This window comes from Cupriavidus phytohabitans (assembly GCF_000426345.1).
Classification (GTDB): Bacteria; Pseudomonadota; Gammaproteobacteria; order Burkholderiales; family Burkholderiaceae; genus Cupriavidus.
In genome coordinates, this window is record NZ_AUFE01000150.1 from 1 (window position 1) to 5,732 (window position 5,732).

A 5,732-nucleotide genomic window follows, 5' to 3' on the forward strand; every position below is an offset into this window, starting at 1 on the left:
CCACGCGTGATCCTGTGGCGCCTGCCGTGCGCTCTGCGGCAGCGCTGGCCAAGGCGGCGCGCCACACGCTTGACGACGGCACACCCGTGCACAGCTTCTCGAGCCTGATGGCCGAACTCGCCACGATCGTGCGCAACACCTGCCGCACACCCAGCGCCGACGCTGAGGCGCCGACGTTCGAGCTCGTCACCACCGCCAACGCGAAACAGAAGCAGGCTCTGGAGTTGCTTCAGCAAATCCGCGTGTAGACAGAAACCGGAACCAAGGAATCACGCCAAGTGCCCGTCGCACAAGGGGAAACTCGCCCAGGCGGCTGGGGAACTTGGGTCTAAACCCGTAGGAGTTCGGGCAGAAGTCCGCCTCGAATTGGAGGTGACCCGCTTTTTCGGACAGTGCCTATCTTGAGTAAGCAGGAGGTGCACCATGCCGAAAACGCGCCCACCGTACAGTGCGGTCTTCCGTCAGCAAATGGTTGACTTGGTCCATGCAGGTCGCCGCCCGGAGGATCTGGCCAAGGAGTTCGAACCAACGGCCCAGACGATCTACAACTGGGTCACCCAAGCGGATCGCGATGCCGGGCTTCGACAGGACGGTCTGACAACAGCCGAGCGCCAGGAGCTCACACGGCTACGCCGTGAGATCCGGCAGCTCAAAATGGAGAGGGAGATACTTGCAAAAGCCGCGGTCTGGTTCGCCCGGGAGACCGACACGCTGCCCGAAAAGGGTACGAATTCATGAAGGCGAACCAGGCTCGTTATCCGCTGTCCACTATGGCGCGGCTGCTTAAGGTCTCGCGCAGCGGCTTCCATGCGTGGATGGAACGGCGTCCGAGCGCTCATGCCGTGAGTGACAAGCTGTTGCTTGCGCAAATCCGTGAGATTCACGCCCGCTCGCGCGGTACCTATGGGATGCCACGAGTGCATGCCACGCTGCTGCGCCGGGGCGTCCACGTCGGGCGCAAGCGCGTGGCACGTCTGATGCGTGAGGCCGGCCTGCGCGGGGCTTGCCGGCCGCGCTTCATTTGCACCACCCACCGCGCAGGCAGAACCGCGCCTGATCTGGTGCAGCGGCACTTCTATGCCGATGCGCCCAATCAGCTGTGGGTCGCCGATGCGACGTACATTCCGACCGCTGCCGGCTTTTACTATCTGGCTGTCGTCCTCGACGTGTACAGCCGGCGCATCGTAGGCTGGGCCATGGGTAGTCATCTGCGCACGGCACTGATGCTGCAAGCGCTGGACATGGCGCTGGCACAGCGACGTCCCAGCGCAGTGATTCACCACTCGGACCAGGGCTGCCAATACACGTCTGTTGCCTTCGGGCGACGTTGCCACGACGCCGGTGTCCAGCCTTCGATGGGCTCGGTGGGCGACGCCTTCGACAACGCCATGTGTGAATCCTTCTTCGCCACGCTCGAATGCGAACTGCTGATGCGTTCGCGCTTCGCCACGCACGACGACGCCCGTCAGGCACTGTTCACCTGGATCGAGGGCTGGTACAACCCACATCGCCTGCATAGCGCCCTGGGATATCGGTCCCCGCACGAGTTTGAAAAGCTCGCTGTCGATGGCCGGGATCCGACGATACACTGGGGCCTACACCGCCCCATCACAAGGAGATAACCGATCGATCTGATTCAATTACAAATCTGTCCGATGAAACGGGGTAACCCCATAGCACGACTTCGCAAGCCCGCATCCGCTCGGCCGAACTCTGCCAGTGGGGCGCCAGAATATCGCGCCAGTCCAGTTCATCCTGAGCCGGCAAGCGGCACGCCGCAGCCGTTTCTGCCCAGCCGCCGCATGCGCTGGGTATGCTTGCCGTCCGTTTCTCTGCGAGGCGCTCCGCTAGCAGCACCGCCCGCTTGTTCAGGCGCTAGTCGCCCAAGTCAATGTCCTTGAATTCTGCCGCCGCCCAACTCGTTGCCTTTCCCTGCATGTGCCGTCCAAAATGCAAGAGCGAACGACAATCCGAAAGAGTTTACAACCCCACCGCTATGTCATTGACCGTAAAAGACTTTTCGCGGCACGCCATGGGTCACGACTTGTGTGCAATGAGGTGCTCTTAAGGCCCCCCGACTTTGGGGGCGGGCCGCCATGCGTTACGCATGGGGTTTTCTCCGCCTTACGATCGTTCGCCTGGTCATAGAATGCATACTGCGGTAGACGAACCTCTTGTGAAAGTGCAGAATATGGCACGTGGAGTTCAGGCCCGGAAAGCGAAGGGCCGAAAATCCCGCATAATTCTCAAGCTGCAATTATCATCAACATGTAGAGCGCCTCTTAGGGATGTCGCCCTACTCGTACGATTTTTTGGCTGCTGCCAACACCCTCGCTTCTTACGTGCGCTCTCTATAGAAATGAAATCCGGCGGGTAATACAATCTACCGGCCGCTTCAGAGCACGTTTCGAGCTGCCGCCCCCATAGCGCTTAGATGGTTTGATAGAACTATATTTCGAAAATGAATCGCAGAGAGATGCTCCGCGCCGGAGCGTATGCCGGGCTGGTAAACGTGACACATTCGACACATGCACTCGAACGGCGGCCCCACGTTGTGTTTCTCAACCCGGGCGAATCCGCTGAACGTGGCACCGGTCAACATTGGCAATTGGTGTCCAGTTTTATGGGCATGGCCGCAATGACGTTTAATATGCAACTGGAGGTTCTGTACGCAGAGCGAGATCATTTACTCATGCAGCGCCAGGCGGAGGAAGTTGCCCGACGTAGTTTTCCCCCAGACTACGTAATCATTGTCAACGAGAAAATGGTCGCACAACAAATGCTTAAAGTGTTGGCTCACTCACCGTCCAAAATATTGGTTATTCACAACGATCTGACGTCCGAACAGCGCCAGTACGTCGGCAATGAACGGGAGAAAATTTCGAACTGGATCGGCACATTAACGGCGAACGCCGAGTTGGGCGGATTTCGCCTGATGGAGTTTTTATATCAACGTCTCGGTCGACGAGAGGTTAATGTTATTGGAATAACCGGGGATCCTAATACACCAGTCTCGCTGGAAAGGGCTGCCGGGGTCGCCGCCTTCTTAAATCAAACGGCAAATGGGCGCATCTGCCAGTTGGTTTTTAGTGACTGGAGTCGAGCCGATAGCCACCAAAAGGCTCGCGTACTGCTGGCACGGTACCCCGAAGCCAATGTCATGTGGGCCGCCAATGACACTATGGCACTGGGTGCGCTTGATGCCGTCAAGCTGAACAACGCCCATGTTCTGGTAGGCGGCATGGGAGCTTTGAAAGAAGCGCTTGAGAGCGTGATTGATGGCGGCCTTGCGGGCATCGTAGCAGGCGATTATTTTGTCGGTGCTTGGGCAATGGTACTGCTATACGATTATCACTGGGGCAAGGATTTTGCAAAACATGGGGGGCCGCGTCTGAAACTCGACTATCTTGGCATTATCGAGCGCACGAACGCCAGACGCTTTGCCGATGTCGTTTTTAGACGAATCGAAGCCTTTGACGTTAGACCCTATTCAAAGCACTTAAATCAACGGGAAGGCTCCTATGATTTCAATCTTAAGCATCTTTTAAAAACTACGACCAGAATCCTCTGATGCGTGTGCGTGCCAAATTCTCGCTGAGATCCCTAAATCTTCATACCAAGTTGATGCTTTCGCTTGTCGTGCTTGTCGCGGCTGTCGCCGGAACTTCAGCTTCTATGTTAGTAGAACACGAGCGCAACAGCCGACTTCTCGCACTCGTAGACCGGGCCACAAGAATTGCTGACCTTTTCAGCCAATCGCTTGCTCTGCCTTTATGGAACGTTGATCTGCGCGCAATCGAAAATCAACTCGCCGCGCTTGCACCCAACCCTGAAGTTGCCGAGTTTACGGTTACCGCGGCAGGCTACGGAACGGTAGCTACTGTAAAAGGTTCCCGTCACTTAAACGAGGGCGAAAGCGTTGTACGTATACGAGAAATTGAATATGATCCGCCCGGAAACGCACCCAAAGAGAAAATCGGGGAAATTCGAGTCGTACTAACCAAGGCTGTCGCTCAGGAGGCAATCAACCGCGCCCGGCAGGCTATCTTTGCGATTATGGCAGCGCTGCTAGCAGTGCTTTACGCTGCTAGCTTCCTCCTCCTGAAGCGCATGGTCCGCATCCCCGTCAATCGCCTCGAAAAGATGGTCGAGAAGATGGCCGGTGGAGACCTTGATGCGAGATGCGAGGTGGAATCTGACGACGAGCTCGGGCGTCTCGCCGTGCGAATCAATTACATGGCCGATCAGCTTCGGACATCGACACTGCTTCTTCAAGAAAGCGAGAGAAAGTACCGTAGCATCGTAGAGAATGCTGTCGAGGGTATATTCCTCCTCGATCAAGCTGGAAATCTTGCCGAAGCCAATCCCGCGATGGCTCAACTGCTTGGCTATGACAACGCGTGCGATTTGACCGTGTCTGCAGAAAGCGATGGTCGACCAAGAAGCCCCTTTTCTCTCAGCCTAACTGCAACTTTGTTCAAGACCTTGAACGCCGATGGCGAAATTCGCGGCCTCGAACTTCAGTTGAGTCGGCTTGATGGAACACCTATATGGGTCCAATTGAATGCACGCAGCCTAATGGGAGACGATGGCAGCCTTCGTTATCTCGAAGGATTGCTCACCGATGTGACCGCCCGTAAGCATGCCTTGGAAGATTTGCAATTGCAGCGCGATAGGCTGGAGTTAGAGGTGAGTGAGCGGAAATGGACCGAACTCGAATTGCTAGCATCCCGGGAGCGTCTCCAACAATTGCATGCGCATCAGGAAGCGATTCGGGAGGAGGAAAGGAAGTGCATAGCCATGGAAATCCACGATGAACTAGGGCAGCTTTTAACAGCCCTAAAAATGGACCTCTCCTTATTAAGCATGCAATTGCCGACGGGATCTGCCGTGATTCAGAAGGCTGAAGAGATGCGCGAATTGATTGAACAGACAATTCGCATTGTGCGAAATGTGGTGAGTCACCTGCGACCCACGGCATTGAACTATGGTCTCGCGTCCGCATTGGAATGGCTCGCTGCAGACTTTAGCCGCCACACCAAGATTCCGTGTCGATTCCAATCCACTCACCCCGAGCCAAATCTTCCCGACCCTCGTGCGACGGCAATTTTTCGTATCGTTCAAGAATCACTTACCAATGTAGCCCGCCACGCCAAAGCTTCCCAAGTCGATGTCACACTTGCCAATACAGAGGCCGGTATCGAAGTGATCATCAGGGACAACGGGCAGGGATTCAACGTTGTTTCTGCGCGCGCCGGATATTCATATGGATTACACGGTATGGCGGAGCGCGCTCGCCTAATTCGCGCGCAGCTAGAAGTTCACAGCAAGCCAGATCGCGGTACCCTAATAAGACTGCGACTTCTGGAAACCTTTGAAAAACCTCAATCTTAATCGAGAATCCGAGATGATTCGCCAGGAAGTCTTAGAGCATTGCATTACACACAAGTTGTGACGACGGGGTTGTGAACCGAGCGAAGAAGGCGTTTACTCGCGGTTTCGAATCGGCGGGTGAGGCAAACAAGTGGTGGCAGCGAGTTGGGCAGAGGCGGAGTTCAGGGACATTGATTTGGGCGGATCGGCGCCTCAACAAGCGCGCGATGCTGTTGGCCGAGAGCCTGGCAAAGAATCCATCGGCGAGCATCCCGAGCGCTTGTGGGGGCTGGGCAGAAACGGCCGCTGCCTATCGCTTTCTGTCCCAGGATCGGCTGGAATGGCACGACATCCTGACG

At 56.2% G+C, this 5,732-nt stretch carries 5 protein-coding genes and 1 pseudogene; 5 read left to right on the forward strand and 1 reads right to left on the reverse strand.

Features of this window, described 5'->3' with window-relative positions; translation table 11 throughout:
• Together K309_RS42725 and K309_RS38650 are read left to right on the forward strand one after the other, a co-directional pair.
• Positions 1-248: pseudogene (locus K309_RS42725) on the forward strand (hypothetical protein); the annotation flags it as partial.
• Positions 249-423: 175 nt separating this feature from the next.
• A protein-coding gene (locus K309_RS38650; RefSeq protein WP_369796577.1) for an IS3 family transposase occupies positions 424-1,622 on the forward strand; the annotation gives its coding sequence in 2 pieces (ribosomal slippage) (positions 424-682 and positions 682-1,622; 1,200 coding nt in all).
• Here the strand turns inward: K309_RS38650 and K309_RS41170 are convergent.
• Entirely contained in the window at positions 1,609-1,872 is a 264-nt protein-coding gene (locus K309_RS41170) for a transposase DNA-binding-containing protein (RefSeq protein WP_369796578.1), read from the reverse strand. The two genes, K309_RS38650 and K309_RS41170, sit on opposite strands and share 14 nt — an antisense overlap.
• A 604-nt stretch (positions 1,873-2,476) precedes the next feature.
• Between K309_RS41170 and K309_RS0133615 the strand changes: the two genes are divergently transcribed.
• The 3 genes from K309_RS0133615 to K309_RS44245 form a co-directional block, all read left to right on the forward strand.
• Positions 2,477-3,571 carry an ABC transporter substrate-binding protein gene (locus K309_RS0133615; RefSeq protein ID WP_232232622.1) on the forward strand — a complete coding sequence of 365 codons (1,095 nt, stop codon included), beginning with the start codon at positions 2,477-2,479 and terminating at the stop codon, positions 3,569-3,571.
• The gene (locus tag K309_RS0133620; protein ID WP_029050317.1) at positions 3,571-5,394 is read left to right on the forward strand and encodes a sensor histidine kinase; all 1,824 of its coding nucleotides are present in this window, start codon (positions 3,571-3,573) and stop codon (positions 5,392-5,394) included. Before K309_RS0133615 ends, K309_RS0133620 begins: the two co-directional genes overlap by 1 nt.
• A 206-nt stretch (positions 5,395-5,600) precedes the next feature.
• Positions 5,601-5,732, forward strand: a 132-nt coding sequence (locus tag K309_RS44245; protein WP_369796579.1) for an IS4/Tn5 family transposase DNA-binding protein, incomplete at its 3' end; no start/stop codon positions are given.

What these genes read in the sequence shown, in the direction of transcription:
- K309_RS0133615 (WP_232232622.1), top strand. Translation starts at nt 2,477, where the DNA reads ATGCTCCGCGCCGGAGCGTATGCCGGGCTGGTAAACGTGACACATTCG.
- K309_RS0133620 (WP_029050317.1), top strand. Translation starts at nt 3,571, where the DNA reads ATGCGTGTGCGTGCCAAATTCTCGCTGAGATCCCTAAATCTTCATACC.